Origin of the sequence: Sandaracinobacteroides sayramensis (assembly GCF_022014495.1) — a bacterium.
Taxonomy (GTDB): domain Bacteria; phylum Pseudomonadota; class Alphaproteobacteria; order Sphingomonadales; family Sphingomonadaceae; genus Sandaracinobacteroides; species Sandaracinobacteroides sayramense.
On the sequence record NZ_JAKLSQ010000007.1, the window covers coordinates 275773 to 290110 of the forward strand.

11 protein-coding genes and 1 pseudogene are annotated in these 14338 nt (G+C 64.0%); all 12 read right to left on the bottom strand.

What is annotated here, in order from left to right; genetic code table 11:
* Window positions 1-96 precede the first annotated feature (96 nt).
* Window positions 97-300 (bottom strand): annotated as a pseudogene (locus tag L6Q21_RS18225) (FecR/PupR family sigma factor regulator); the annotation flags it as partial.
* 54 nt (window positions 301-354) lie between these two features.
* Window positions 355-888 (bottom strand): RNA polymerase sigma factor, encoded by a 534-nt coding sequence (locus L6Q21_RS06805; RefSeq protein ID WP_237829993.1) that lies wholly within the window; start codon window positions 886-888, stop codon window positions 355-357.
* Window positions 889-1094: 206 nt separating this feature from the next.
* Window positions 1095-1757: an energy transducer TonB gene (locus L6Q21_RS06810; RefSeq protein ID WP_237829995.1), complete on the bottom strand. Its 663-nt coding sequence runs from the start codon at window positions 1755-1757 to the stop codon at window positions 1095-1097.
* A gap of 205 nt (window positions 1758-1962) precedes the next feature.
* Window positions 1963-4788: a TonB-dependent siderophore receptor gene (locus L6Q21_RS06815; RefSeq protein ID WP_237829997.1), complete on the bottom strand. Its 2826-nt coding sequence runs from the start codon at window positions 4786-4788 to the stop codon at window positions 1963-1965.
* 83 nt (window positions 4789-4871) lie between these two features.
* A complete protein-coding gene (locus tag L6Q21_RS06820; RefSeq protein ID WP_237829999.1) occupies window positions 4872-5876 on the bottom strand; it encodes a FecR family protein in 1005 nt (334 codons plus the stop codon).
* Between the two features lie 78 nt (window positions 5877-5954).
* Window positions 5955-6503: a sigma-70 family RNA polymerase sigma factor gene (locus tag L6Q21_RS06825; protein ID WP_237830000.1), complete on the bottom strand. Its 549-nt coding sequence runs from the start codon at window positions 6501-6503 to the stop codon at window positions 5955-5957.
* Window positions 6504-6832: 329 nt separating this feature from the next.
* Entirely contained in the window at window positions 6833-7684 is an 852-nt protein-coding gene (locus tag L6Q21_RS06830; protein WP_237830002.1) for an energy transducer TonB family protein, read from the bottom strand.
* On the bottom strand, window positions 7681-8097 hold the full coding sequence (locus L6Q21_RS06835; RefSeq protein WP_237830004.1) for a YbaN family protein: 417 nt from the start codon (window positions 8095-8097) through the stop codon (window positions 7681-7683). Before L6Q21_RS06835 ends, L6Q21_RS06830 begins: the two co-directional genes overlap by 4 nt.
* Window positions 8075-8671, bottom strand: coding sequence for a biliverdin-producing heme oxygenase (locus L6Q21_RS06840; protein ID WP_237830006.1), 597 nt, complete (start codon window positions 8669-8671; stop codon window positions 8075-8077). Before L6Q21_RS06840 ends, L6Q21_RS06835 begins: the two co-directional genes overlap by 23 nt.
* 22 nt (window positions 8672-8693) lie before the next feature.
* Window positions 8694-12146, bottom strand: a complete 3453-nt coding sequence (locus tag L6Q21_RS06845; protein ID WP_237830008.1) for a TonB-dependent receptor domain-containing protein — start codon at window positions 12144-12146, stop codon at window positions 8694-8696.
* A 141-nt stretch (window positions 12147-12287) separates the two neighbouring features.
* The gene (locus L6Q21_RS18125; RefSeq protein ID WP_237830010.1) at window positions 12288-13295 is read right to left on the bottom strand and encodes a FecR family protein; all 1008 of its coding nucleotides are present in this window, start codon (window positions 13293-13295) and stop codon (window positions 12288-12290) included.
* 118 nt (window positions 13296-13413) lie between these two features.
* Window positions 13414-14256 carry an RNA polymerase sigma factor gene (locus L6Q21_RS06855; protein ID WP_237830012.1) on the bottom strand — a complete coding sequence of 281 codons (843 nt, stop codon included), beginning with the start codon at window positions 14254-14256 and terminating at the stop codon, window positions 13414-13416.
* Window positions 14257-14338: the final 82 nt, after the last annotated feature.

Below are 14338 nucleotides of genomic sequence, written 5' to 3' on the forward strand. Positions count from 1 at the left end.
CCGGGATGGAGCGCGAGGCTGTGCTTCGCCTGGAAGCGTGTAAGCCCGCAGGTCGGCGGGTGCGCGACCGGCCGCCGCCATCGTCGCACACATGCTTTCCCACGCCTCGACATGCAGCGGGTCCGCATGAAGCCATGCGGAAAACTCCGCCTTCGTCGTCTCCTCGTCGCCGTCCTCACGCAGACGCACGAACCAGCATGAGGCGTCACGCCGCGCTTCGCGTTCGTCAACCGCCATGGGCCAGGGTCCATGCGAGGTCACCGGAACAAGGCGCAGATGGAGTGGGCGCTTGCAGTTCATGTCGCCTAGATGCTTCGGCGCGGCAATTTTCCCAAAGAATCGTCCCAGTGCCCTTCATCGCGTCGCCTTTTGGCGCTTTTCATCGCAAAGTTGCATCGCTTCCGTAACGAGCAACTGAGCGAGAGAAGTCGAAATGCCCAGGCGTGTCCCGACTTCCCGCAGCTTGAGCCCCTCGAAATGGTAGATTTTGAACGCAGTTTGCTGCCGCTCGGGCAATGATGCGAGGACATCCATAACCAACTGCATTTCCTCGCGCGCCATCAACTCGGCTTCTGCCGATGGGCGATCGTCCGGCATTCGCCCCACCGCATCGGCCGTATCGAAATCGCGAGCGGCGTTCTCGAGTCGCGCCCGCCTTGCCCGAGCAAACACCAGATTGCGGACGATCCGCTTGAAATAGCCCAGCGGTTCCCGAATAGGCTGAGTCGCCGGCTGTCGGTCGAGCAGCAACCAGGCGTCGTGCACGATGTCTTCGGCCGCAGCAGGATCGCCGGAAAGCCTGCTCGCATAGGATATGAGCGAAGCTCGGTGCGACTCATACAGGCGCAAGGCTATGCGGTTAGACTGCAACTCCAAATCCTTCGGCACGCGACGCTCGCGCGCGGAAATGGACCGAACCAGTTGCGAGGCAATCGCAATAATGCGTAGCTCAAAAGACTTTGATGGGCAACGCCCTCTTTCCCTCCCGCTTGGCGAACTTTTATCGAGCAGCGCATTCGGCTTCTTCGTCCTCGCGGCGTCTGCACGGCATCGACCACTTCTGACAACGGCTGCGCGCCCGCGTCGTCACCGCCTCATGACAGGAAGAACTCCACCGGGACGGTCAACTCAATCCGGTCGCCCGGCACGCTTTCGGGAGGCTTGGGCAACGGTTGCGCGCGCATAGGCAGCGCCAGAGCCTCGCGATCCAGCGCGTCGAAGCCGGAAGGGCGTTCCAGCCGCACCGATCGCACCCGGCCCTCGCGGTCGATCAAGAAGCGTATCCACGGAATCCCCTGCTGGCGGTTGCGCCTGGCTTCCAGCGGATAGCGCTTGGCGGCATTGAGCGCGGCGAGCACCTGGCCCTCCCAGGTCGGCTTGGTGTCGCTTGCCTTCGATCCGGGCGGAAGCGGCCGGGTTTCCGGGGCGGTGGTCTGATCGACCGGCGGGCCCGGATCGTCCACCGGCTCGGCCGCGGGCGCGCGCATCGCGCTTGCGCTGGGCACATGTACGAGCGGCGGTGGAACTTCCACGACCTCGGCCTTGCGGCGTTCCGCCTTTTGCACCTGTTCCGGGCCGGGTGGAATCTCGGTGTCCGGCGCGGGCGGCGCTTCGGGGGGAGCCACATCGAACACGCTGAGCGTGGCCGGCTGCGGCTTCTGATAAGTGCCATGCCACTTGAACAGCGCCGCGCCGATCAGCAACAGGCCGACCAGCCCCGTTCCGCCCATGCCGATCAGCCGCGTGCCGAGCGGCATCGGGCAGTCGGCGTATCGGATGGGTGACGGTTCCCAAGGGATCGAACCCGCCGCCCGCCCGCCCGACGATGGGGAAGGCGGCGGGTAAGGCGCTGCATCCCCGGCCGCGGGTCCACCATCATCGTCGCTCAAGGGCTTGCAGTTCGGTTCAGGAACCGATGCCAAGTTATAAACCATCGCCTTGTCCTGTTCCCAACCGGCACGGTCAGTATTTCGCCGTCAGGGAAACAACGACATTCCTCGGCGCTCCGTAGAAGCCGCTGTAATAATCCTGGGTTGTGAGATAGGTTTCGTCGAAAATGTTGTTGACGTTCACGCTAAGAGAGAAACGGGGCGTAATGCGGTAGCGCGCCATCGCATCAACTACCGCAAAGCTGCCCTGACTCATCGCCTCGAGCACGGCCGGTTCTATGGTTCCCGAACCTTGCACGGCTGACGTCGCGCTTTTCCAGGTGCCGCCGGCACCGAGCGTCAACTTGTCGATTGGCTGCCAGGTGCCGAATATCTTGATGCTATGTTCGGGGCAGTTGAAGTTGCGATCGCCCCGCTCGGTTTCGCAATAGGCCGTGACGTCGCGCTCTGACCCCCTATAAGGAACGCGATCCATTTTGAGATCCAGATAGCTGTAGCTGGCGGAAATATTGATCCGGTCCGTGATCTGGCCGGAGACGTTGAAATCGATCCCCTTGGAGATGATCCCTGCGCCGGCGATCGCAGGCCCCATGCAATAGCCGGCGAGCGGATCATAAGTGCAGCCCTCCACCACCCCGTTGGAATAGGAAGGGTAGTTTTTCTGCTTCATGCGATAGCCGGTAAGCTGGACGTTGAGGCGATTATCGAAAAAGCCCGCCTTCGCCCCTATTTCCCAGCTATTTCCCGATATGGGCGGGAGCGGATCACCATTGATGTCGAGCGGCCAGCCCGTGCCATTGACGCTATCGCCGAAGCCGACATTCGCCTTGTTGATGCCCGTGTAGCTGACATAAGCGGTAATAGCCTTGGTGACGTCGAAAATCAGCCCCGCATAGGGGGTGAATTCCCCGCTGACCTTGAATTTATAGCTGTTGCGTTCATCTTCCTGCCAGTTGAATTGGCCGGTAAGAATGAGCTGGGTGTAATCATAGGAATAAGCGACACGCTGGCGCTCCCAATAATTCCAGCGCCCACCGAGAATGAGCTGGACGCGCTCTATGGGCCTGAGTTGCGCGCCGATGTAGGCCGCATATTGTTTTTCCTTCACCTTATCGTCGGGCGCTCCGATTGCATCAAAGTCAAAATGCAGAGGGTCATATGTCAGGAAATTCGGGATGCCCGAAGGCCCGAATGGCAAGGTCGCCGCTCCATAGCTGGGAAATGGCACATCGCCGTTATTCCATTGGCTGATGGCGAGCCGCGTGAAGCCCAACATGCTGATTGGCTGACTGCTGCTGTTGTTATAGCGTCCGTTGATGATGTGGCCGCTGTAAAGGCTGCCTCCGAATGTGATCTGATGCTGCTGGCCAAGCGCTTCGAACTTGCCGCTGACCGAAAGATCGGCATTGTGGAGCTGTCCACGCTGATCCAGGCGCGCCCAGGTGAAATCGGCAATGTCGTTGGCCGGATCATAGATTTGCTGGCCGATTACACCGACGATCCGTTCCTGCCTGACCTTGCTGAACATGTAGCTGGCGTTGAGCCGCCAGTTATCCGCAAAGCGCCATTCCGCCTTGGCGAAGGGATTGAGAAATTCGACATTCCCCTCGCTCCACTGTGTGGCCGGATTATAGTGCCGGCCGAGCGTCGCGGTGAGGAAACGATCGCTGGAGACGGTGGACTGGCCCGCGGCGGTCATGCCGAAGATAGCCGCATCGTCTATCTTGATCTTGGTCCAGAGCAGCCCGGCGGTAAGCAGCAAGCTATCGGCAGCGTCCGCCTCGACGATTCCATAGGCGGTGCCCATCTTGTAATCGACGCGGTCCTGCCAGTTGCCTCCCTGATTATAGGCCCCGACCAATCGCCCCCGGATACGACCGTCGCCAGTGAGCGGCCCTGTCACGTCGACCGTGCCGCGCAACCGCTCCCAACTGCCATAGCTGAGCGTCCCTTCAGCCTGGAGTTCCTCGGTCGGTCGCTTGCGGATGAAGTTGACCGCGCCGCTGGGGTCGCCGACACCCGAGGAAAGGCCGGTCGATCCCTGCACCATCTCGATGCGGTCGAAGACGGCCGTGTCGATCACGCCCCAGAGCGTGAAATTGTCATTGCCTGACCCATTGGTCAGCACGCCGTCGAACATGACGTTCGTGACCGGGAAGCCACGCGCGTGATAATTGACCTTTCCCATGCCGGGCACGCCTTGCTGTTGCACGGTGACACCGGGCTGCTGCGCCATCACATCGGCGATCTGCACCAGATTCTGGTCTTCGATGCGCTGGCGGGTGATGACGTTGACGACCTGCGGCGTGTCCTTGATCGCAAGATCGAGCCGGGTCGCACTGTTGGTCGCCGGGACCGTGTAGGTTCCGCGCGTGTCGGCGGGCGGGCGCACCGTGCCGGAGCCACGTCCCGAGCCTTCCCCTTCGACACGAACGGGGCCGAGCGTGATGGAACCGTTGCCGCCAGACGATGACATCTGAGGCGCGCTCTCCAATGCGACGCTGCGGCCATCGACCCATCGGAAGGTAACGCCCGTGCCGGTGAGGAGGCGGCTCAACGCCTCGGCGGGTGTGAAGTTGCCGCTTACGCCCGAACTCTGGAGACCGGCGAGCAACGCCTGATCGGCCGATACGCGCAAGCCGGATTGCAGGCCGAACGCTGTAATCGCGCCGTCGAGCGATTGCGCGGAAATGTCGAACCGAACCGACTGGTCACCCGATGTGGCGGCGTCCTGCGCGGCGGCGGGGTTTGCCGCAATCGCCGTGACGGCGCTGACCCCAAGCATCAGCCATGCGATGCGGCCGGCCCGATTGGCGCGCGTCGCGGCGGGCCGGGAAACTTCATTCGTGGAAAACATGGATAACCCCCAAAGCTCGGCATCAATGGCGGCAATTTGCATATGACTCGCAATAGCCGCTCATAATCATGACGAGCGCCGGGGCGGCATTGTCTCACGCGCGCGCATTTTTTATTGGCCGGGTATCAATCCCCGGAAACAATGGTCAGCCAGGGTGTGATTTGCCAGATTTGCGCGCTGGCGGGCCAGGCCAGCGTCCGCAGCGATCCGGCGGGATCGGCAAGGTCATAGACGCCCGTTACCCTGGCGGATGCCAGCCGCTCCCCGCGCACGAGGATCACGCCGGCATGATAACGATCGAGTGCCGCAACCACATCTGAGAAATTGGCGTTGCGGACGGCGAGACGACCGGAACGCCACGCGCCGATTTCCGGCAGATCGACGGTGGTTGCCGCCGCCGCGCCGCTCGCCCGGTCGATGGCGACGCGCTGACCCGGCTTCATCGCGATCTCGACGGCGGGCTGGCCCGGTCGCGCGACCCGCACCGAGCCGCGCGCAAGCCCCACGCTCAGCGTCCGGTCGGTCATCGCCACATCGAACGCGGTGCCCGTCACCGTGACCGTCATGTCGTCCGCGCGGACTACGAACGGACGGCCATTGCCATGCGCCACGTCGAACCAGGCTTCCCCCCGAAGCAAGGCGATTTCGCGCTTGCCTGCGTCGGTCTTGCCTATGATGGCGCTATCCGCGCCCAGGATCACCGTTGAGCCATCGGCCAGGCGAAGGGCGCGGGTTTCGGCGGTGCTGCTGGCATGGCCGCCCCGCAACCTGAGCAGGGTATCGGGCGCGATGACGATCACCGCCACGGCCGCAGCCATCGCCGCCAGCGCATGGCGCGCCGGGTGGTAACGCGGCCCACTCCGCGCGAAACGCCTCGCGACCAGGTTCGGAGGTGCGGGAACGGCCGCAGCCCGTTCCCCGGCATCGGCAAGGCGGCTGAGCCGGACGGTGCGATGGGCAAGCGCCCAGGCCTTCGCATTGTCCGCATCGGCGGCAAGCCATGCCTCAAGCTCCGCCCGCAAGGCGGCATCAGCGGGGGCGTCCTCGATCCGCAGCAGCCAATCGGACGCTTCCTCGAGCGCCCGATCCGGCAGCAATCCATCGGAACGATACTCGTCGGGTCCGGTCATCTATGCGGGTCCGCCGGGGAACAGGTCCGATCGTGGACGCTCCCCTCACTATAATGACGAACCTTGAACGCGCCTGTCTCACTCTTCATCAGTGGCATCCGGCACCGCCAGCCGTTCGACCCGGCGCATGACGTGGATCAGCGCGTCGCGCACCATGCGATGCGCGGTCGCGCGTGAGACGCCCAGGCGTTCAGCGATCACCGGCAACGACAACTCGCCGAATATCTTCATTTCATAGGCGCGGCGCTTGGCATCTGGCAATTCGTGCAACGCGGCCAGCACGCGCCGCACCTCTTCCTCGCACAGCCTTTCCTCTTCGGGTGAGGCCGTTACCGGCATCGGATCGCGGATTTCGGCATAGGCGGCATCGCGGCGCTGCTCCGCTTTGTCCCGGCGCGTCCAGTCCAGCGCCAGATTGCGAACGATGCGGTAGAGATAGGCGGCGGGAACACGCAGGCCAGCGGGTATCGTGGTGCGGTCGGCCGGTTGTGCGGGCACGAAACGGAAATAGGCTTCCTGCACCACATCTTCGGCGGCATCCCGCGAACCGACGATCGGCGCGGCATAGTCAATCAGCGCCAGCCGATGCTCGGCAAAGACCCGCAATCGTGCCTGGGCACTGTCCAAGCCGCGCCCTTTCCGTTCCTTGTTTCAGAGACGGCCAGGGGCCGCCACCGCTTCCTAGGATTGTTGCGATGAATTCGCAACTATAGCCAAGCGCAGGCTATCTGCTGCCCAAAGCGGCAAAAAGTCGCCCCACAGAGGCTCGGATCAGCTCACAAAAGCCAACTCAAAATGCGGGAACCCATATGGTATCAGCCTTCCGGCTTCCTGAATTCATCATAGAATCAAATCGATAAATCGACTGGGTGGTGACCCCTGCGTTCTCCAACGCGCTCACGCAGAATAATCGCGATGCCATGCACGGTCGAAGTCAAGCCAGCGCAATAACCCGCTTACCCTCTGACGAAGAACTCCACGGGCACGACAAGGTCGAGCGGGTCCGGCCTCTCATCGGGGATGGCGGGGAGCGGCTGCGCGCGGCGCAGCGTTTCGAGCGCGGCGCGGTCGAGCGCGGGCACGCCCGACGAGTGCAGGATTTCCGCCAACAGCACCGCGCCCTGCCGGTTCATGCGGAAGCGGACATGGGCCACGCCCTGAGCGCCTCTGGCGCGCGCGGTGGCGGGATAGCGGCGGTATTTTTCCAGATGGGCGAGCAGCATCGCCTCCCATGTCGCTTCGGCGTTGTGCGCGGCCCGGTTGGCGGGCGGCGCGGGCAGGGATTTGGGCGCCGTCGTCTGCGGCACCGGATCGGCGGCCTGCACCTGTTCGACCAGGGGAGGTGACGGCGTGGTGATCGGCGAGACCTGCGGAAGGACGATTTCCGGCGGTTCGGGCCGCTCTTCCTGCTCTTTCGGCTTCTGCTCCTTCTGTTCGACCTGTTGCGGCCCTTCGGGCACTTCCTGCACCGGCTCAGGCGGCGCGGCGGGCGGGCTGACGTCGAACACGGAAAGGATGGGCGGCGTGCTGACGGGCTGGACTACCCGCAAGGTGAACAGCGCGCAGGTGATGATGACCAGAAACACGCCTGCAGTTCCGCCCATGCCGATGAGACGCGTGCGCCAGTCCATCGGCTGGTCGCAATAGCGCGAGGGCGGCTCCGTTATGAGGAGCGGGGAAGCCGGCATGGGTTCCACCGGGGCGGGACCGTCGTTCCGGCTATAGTCATAGGCGGTCATCACCAGATAGCCGGGCATGGTCGCTTCCGCGCCACGATCGTCATGGCGAAGGTCGTGGCCGCTCCTCATGCGCCGCCCTCCGGTTCGGGGCGGCTGACGATCCACAGCGCGCAGGCGAGCATCATCAAGGCCACGGCGAGGCCCGGCCCCCAGCCGGGCCGCGCGCCGAGCCAGAACAGGCCATAGCCGATGGCGATGCCGATGCAGGCCGCGCGCTTGCCGGCGCGCGGGATCGCGCCCTGTTCGCGCCAGGCGCGGATGGCGGGGCCGAAGCGCGGATGGGCGAGCAGCCGCGCTTCCAGCCGGGGCGAGGAACGCGCGAAGCAGCCCGCCGCGAGGATCAGGAAGATGGTGGTCGGCATCAGCGGCAGCACCGCGCCGATGCCGCCCAGCCCCACGCACAGGAAGCCGAGCAGCAGCCAGCCCGTGCGCAGCGCACGGCCCGGTGGCCCGCCGCGTTCAGCCAAGGCGGCTGTCGACATGGGCCTGCACGCGCGCGAAGGCGGCATTGGCGCCGCCGACGGCGCGGGCTTCTTCGTCGGCCGTCAGTTCCACCGCGTCTAGCCCGGCGGTGAAGGCGCGCCAGTGCGCCGCCGGGCCTTCCCGGGCAGGCGCCAGATGGCGCGCGCCATGCGTGTCGGACAGGCCCAGCTTCGCCGCCTCCTTGCGGAGCAGCGCCGCGCCCATGTTCGAGCCTTCCGCGACATAGAGCCAGCCCAGCGCTTCGGCCACGTCCACGTCCTGCCCGGCGACAAAGGCCGGAAGCGCATCGGTCGGTGGCAGAGTCAGGCCGAGATCGGCAAGGTCGGCCTCGACCAGCGCCAGCCGCCGCCGCTCCGCCAGCCCCGGCAGCAGCGCCTGCAATGCAGGCTCGTCGTAGAGCGCCTCGATGTCGCGGTGGAACAGATACTGCACGCTAACAAAGCGCCCATAGCCCTCCAAGCTGGAAAATGACGCCGCCGCCATGATCGACTTGTCCAGCCGCTCATGCGTCTCGTGGGTCATGATCTTGAGCCGCTTCGAGCGCGAATGCTCGAGTGTATCCGTGCTGGTCATATCATAGTCCTTCGATGCCTGTTCAGAAACGGTAGCTGACGCCCACGCGGAGGCTGTTGAGATAGGCGCGATTGTGCGACTTGCGGCCAGCGGCCGTCTCGGAAGATCCCGGAACAATGACGGTGGTCGTTACCCAACGACACCGCGTTCCGGTGCATACTTCCTCTCGAACGCTGTAGACATATCTGCGTGCAATGCCTTGCCTGGCCTCGTCGAAGGAGAGCGCTTCGCTATCTCCGAAGCGCGCGTGCAGGAACTCCCCCTTGAGCGAGATATGACGGCCGATCATATGCTCGATGCCGCCGCCGGCGGTCCATCCGGTGCGCGTCACCTCCGCGGCTTCGGAGAACCAGAATTGGGTCTGGTTCCCAAACGGTAGCGCCTGGGATGCCCTGTCGGCCCTGTACTGACTGCGCGCGCCATATTCGTTGAGGAAGGCGACCCCGCCCGTCGCATAGAAGAAGGTGCGTTGCGGCGCATATCCAAGGCGGACGCGCAGGGTGGACAGGGAATCCAGCCCGAAGCGCGTTTCCGCTTCCAGATTACCGGCCGCCGCAAGCTCGGCGGACTCGCTGACCGGCGTTCCACTCCAGGCGCTTTCGTGCCCTAGCGATGTGAGGTCGCCTTCGATTCCCAGTATGACGCGGCCTGGCAATTGATAGTTGAATCCCAGATGGACGCCGATCTGGGCCTTGTCCTTCTTGTAGTCGGCGGATTCGCTCGCTGCCACCGGGCTGCCGTCGCCTGCGGTCGTCTCACCCGACACCTTGGCGGACACATAACCGGCATGGAAGCCGGCATAGAGGCCCGTCCAGCTGTCGCCGGGCGCGCCGTGCGATGCCCGGCCAAGGCCGATTTCGGGAATGCGCGGGAGGAAGCCGGGCGCGCCGCTGAAACGGTGCGTGAAGGTGACGCGGCCCGTGCGCCCCGGTGCAGGAATACCCGATGTGCTCGCCTCGACCAGATAATAGCGATCGGTGACGTTCTCCACGCTGACGTTCAGCAGCGTATCCTCGGTAATGGCAAGGCTGCCGAAGAGGTCATAGACTTCATAGGCCGGCCAGGTGCCTTGCATACCGAGGCTGCTGTTGCTCGAAGGCGGCCATTTGGAGCCGTAGCGCACCGAGCTGAAACGCATGCGCCCGCCCAGCGTCAAGGCGCGGTCGAACAGGCGCACGCCGAGGGTGGCACTGCCCGAGGATCTGGCGGGGCGATAGTTGGCGAAATCCGGCGGTCCCATGATCGCCATCACATCACCCTTGGCGAGCCGGCACCCTTCATTGATCGTGCACAATTCGATCGCAAGGAAGTGGTTGAACCCCGCCTCGGCAAACAGCCAGCCATTGTCATAGCTCGCCGAAATATCGATGCCTTCGTGCCGTGCCTTCGGAATGTTCGCGAAATGATAACGAAAGCCGGAGATAGGCATCGTCTGGATATAATCGCGATAATGATTGTCATAATAGGCAAACTTCAGCCGCAGCTTGTCGTCGGGCCAAAGGAGTCCATCTCGCAGGATGTTGATGCCGGCCTCGCGCGATTTCGATATCTCGGGCTTGAGGTCGGGATTCATGAAAACATTGTCCAGATAATTCCAGTAGAGTTCCCGAAGATTTGGCGCGCGCATCCCCTCGCGGTAGGACGCATAGAACTGGACACCTTCTACCGGCGTCACCATCACGCTGGCATTGGGGCTGAACCGCGACGCGGAATTGGTGAGATTGGCAGCGGCCTTACCCTCCCCGCGCGAACGGAAGAAGTCATAGCGCCCGCCCACAGACAGTTGAAGCCAGGGCAGGGGATCAAGCTGCGTGCCGACGAAGGCGCCGCCGATCGCCCTGACGCCTGACGGTCCCCAACTCGTCCAGCCAAGTCCTCCTATGATATGCTCCGCCCAGGCTTGCTCGCGGCGGTATTCGGCGCCGGCGTTGACAGTCAGCAGCCCCAAGCCGGTGTCGATCAGCGACCTGTTGTCGATATCGCCGCCGAAGGTCTTCATTCCGTGATCGGCGGTAATCTCCGACCCGCCCCTGTCGACCGACAAATCGGTGTAGAAAATGTTGGCGCGCAGGCGCAGCAGCGGGTTGTCGGCCGGCAGCAGGCGATAGCGCGCCGTATAGGTGTCGACACGGGTATTCGACAGCCGATATTGCAGGGGAGGGCTGGTGCGGGTGTTGGCGTTCTCGTTCAACTCGCCATGATCGCTGTCGTAGCGCATGAAACCCAGTTCGAGGGACTCGCCATCGCCCCAGAGAAGCCGTCCCTTCAGCAGGAAAGACTCTGTGTCCTGCGAAGTGTTGAACACCTCGCTGCCGGGCTGGAATGCTGAATGGGCGTTTCGCGCATCATACTGCAGGTTGCCGGTCGCGAATACCATGTCGTCAGGTGCGTTCTTGCCTGAGAAATAGTTGCCCTGCCGCCGCCGGTTATAGGCGATGATGCCGTCGAAATGATCCTGCTTCACGCCCAGCGCGATGCTGCCCGACCAGGTGTCACCACCGCCCAGGAAATCGGGCCGCTCCGCAGCGGAGGGCCGTGGGGTGGGAAGCATCCAGTCGGGATCGCTGGCCGCCCTGGCGAGGCCATAGTCGCTGTTGTTGCCGAGGCTTCCGCGCAGGCGGATCGCCCACTCCTGGCCCTCGGGCACGATGTCCTGCGCCGCGAGCGTCCGCAGCGCGACGCTGCCGCCCACGCCCGCGCCGACGCCCGTTCCCGGGCCCTTGGCGATATCGATCGAGCCGATCAGGTCGGGATCGACATAGGTTTCGTCCCGGCTGCCCGCATAGCCCCGGAACGAGGTCGAGGTCTGGTGCGATCCGTCCACCGTGGTGGTCACGCGGCCCATGCCCTGCATGCCGCGGATGTTGACGTTGAGCGACGCGCCGGAATGCGTGCCCGAATTGACCACTCCGGGCACGCCTGCGAAAATATCGCCGGGCGATGTGGGCGGCACGCGGTCGATCTGCGCGCGCGAGACATGGTTGCTCGAACCCGCCGTCCGATATGGGGCATCCGCCGCTTCACCCCGCCCATCGGTATCCCCATAGCCGGTGGATTGGCCGGACGCCCCCTCGACCCGCAGCGTACCGAGTTGGACCGTGCCATCCGCCGCTTGCGGTGCGGGCTCCAGCGTTACCCGGTTTCCGCCGCTCGAACGGAAGGTGAGGCCGGTGCCGGCCAGCAATCGGGATAGCGCCTCCATCGGCGCATGGCTGCCGCGCACGGCGCTACTGCGCTTGCCCGCCACCTTGTCCACATCATAGAAAATTTGCAGTCCGGCCTTGTCGGTGAAAGCGAGCAGCGCCCTGTTCAAATCCTGCGCGGGAATGTCTAACTCGATCTGACCTGTGGGCGCAGTTTGCGCCATCGCCGCTTGGGGGATGGCGGCTCCGCCAATCATCAACGCCAGCGCGCTTGCCGTAGCCGCCCAGATGCAGCGGCCACGCATGGCCTCGCCCGCACACTTAACCCCCATTCAATCGCTCCTTGCCGAAAATCCCGAACGACCAGCGAATGACATGCAATAGCTGGTCTCAGGGGTTAGGACGCGTGAAGCGGAGGAAGACGGTAAAAATAATTCGCACGGGCCGGAGAGATCGGGAAACCGGCGCGCGGGTCAGCGGATGATCGTGGCGAAAGGGCCGATGTTCACGGTGCTTGCGCCGAGTTCCGATGCGATGGTGGAAACCGCTCCGCCGATATCCCTTGTGTCGAACACGCCGCTGACCTGCCGCCGCGCAAGCGCCGCATCGGCGATGATGATCCGCCCGCGCTGGTAACGGTTGAGTTCCGCGACCACATCGCCAAGCGGCGCGGCGTCGAACAGCAGGCGACCCCGCCGCCATGCTTCGGCCTGCCCCGGATCGACGCCGGAAACGGGGCCAAGGCCGTTCGCATCATAGCGGACCTGCCGGCCGGGCTGGAGGATGGCGCGGGCCGCCCTGCCGCTTGCGGCGCGGGCCGATACATCCACGTCATGCTCCGCGACAGTGACGCGCACGGCATGGGGCAAATGGTTCACAATGAAGCGGGTGCCGAGCGCGCGCGATTCCCCGTTCGCCGCTTCCACCACGAACGGCCGACCGCCCGCCGCCGCCCTTGGCGCGGCCGTGAACGACGCGACGCCGGACAGAAGCGCAATGCGGCGTTCGCTGCCGTCGAAATGCACGGCTATGGCGGTTGCCGGGCCAAGATCGACGCGCGACCCGTCATCGAGCGCGATGGTCCTGACCTCGCCGATATCGGTGCGATGGTCGGCGCGGAGCATCGTCACGGGATCGCCGAACCAGAATGTGCCGAAACCGAACGCAATGACTGCGCTGGCCGCAACCGCTCCAGCCCGGCCCCATCGCCTGCGGGAGACGGGCGGCGCAACCGATATGGGCGGCAGTGCATGAGCGGGCGTCATGTCGGCGCGCAACGGCCCCGGATCGGCCTTGAGCAGATCGAGCTGCGCCCATGTCGAACGGGCATGATCCAGGGCGGCGCGATGATCGGGACTCGCGGCCAGCCAGGCGTCGAGGTCCGCCTGCTCGCCGGACGTAAGCGGCGCGCCGCCAAGCCGGATGATCCAGTTCGCCGCTACCCTTTCCACCTCGCCCCCGTCCTCGCGATTGTCAGCCACGCAGCATCCCCGCCGTAAATCGATCTCTCCGGCTGTCTCTATGCAATGGCACCCAATCTATCACGGATAAGACGCGCGAAACGCAACGAGTCAGTAAAATGCAGTGCAAGGGGCGGCCTTATTGCGGTTTCATGCGCTGCATGACATGGGCCAGCGCCATTCCAAGATGCTTCTGCACCGAGCTTTCGGAAATGCCGAGCCGGTCGGCAACCTCCGCATAGGTCAACCCCTCGATCTTCGCCAGCACGAAGATGCGCCGCGTGCGGTCGGGCAGGTCCGCGATAACGGCATGGAGGCGCGCGAGCATATGGCGCGCGGCCACCGCTTCATCGAGCGGCGGGCGGTCTTCGGGGATATCGGCAAGCCGCTCGTCTTCGGTCAGATCGGTGCGGCGGCGTTCGGTCAGGCGGATGTGATCGACCGCAAGATTGTGCGCGGTGCGGAACAGATAGGAGCGATCATGGGAGAGTTCGGCGGCATTGCCGCGTTCGGCGATACGCACGAAGGCGTCATGCGCCAGATCGGCGGCAAGGGCGGGATCACGCAGCTTGTGGGTCAGATAGTCCTGCAATGCGCGCCCATGCGCCAGGTACAGGCGTTTCAGCGCCTTGCTAGCCACTCGAAATTCCCCGCACTCCGCTTGCCACCATAGGAGCGGCATAAGGCAGTTGAGAATAATTCGCAATAGTGGCAAATCGATATGTAGAGGATACTCCGTGGTCGAATACTCTGCGTGGCGGCGCTCTGCCGCCGATGTAGATACGGGACATATTGGCGAATAACCTAGCGCATCCGGCTTGAACGGGGATTGTCGCAGGAGGAACTGACGCACCACGCCGAACTCGACTGCATCTATATTAGCGCGCTTGAACGGCGGGTATATGCTGCCAGCCGACGTATTGGGGCGTATCCCCAAAGTGCTGGAGGTGAAACCGGCCGCCTTGTTTGCCAGACCGGACAAGGCCGCCGAAACTTGAGAGGGGTGACCTGCTCCCCATTTTCAGGCCGCTGATAAGTTAGCTTTGGTGTCCTTATGCCCTTGG